Genomic DNA, 249 nt, shown 5'->3' on the forward strand with positions numbered 1-249 from the left:
ATTCAATACCCAGTTAGTTTCGTCAACACTTAACTTCAAAATACGCAAAAGGAATTCTTATGCACCGTATACATATTCTGTGTCTAATTTGTTTGTGGTGGCTCATTACGGTATCGACAGCGGCTGCTAATGAAACTCCTCACCAAGTCAAAGCACTCAAAATCACTACGCTGTCGACCATGCTTGCGGATCGTGGCATTGGCGAGTGGGGATATGCAGCATTAGTTGAAGTGGACGGCACATCGGAAC

Annotated in this window: 1 pseudogene; it reads left to right on the forward strand. The window is 44.6% G+C overall.

Annotated features, from left to right (window positions below):
* Window positions 1-59: 59 nt before the first annotated feature.
* A pseudogene (locus tag CWC11_RS23070) lies at window positions 60-249 on the forward strand (MBL fold metallo-hydrolase); the annotation flags it as partial.

Source organism: Pseudoalteromonas sp. S3178, from assembly GCF_005886985.1.
Classification (GTDB): domain Bacteria; phylum Pseudomonadota; class Gammaproteobacteria; order Enterobacterales; family Alteromonadaceae; genus Pseudoalteromonas; species Pseudoalteromonas carrageenovora.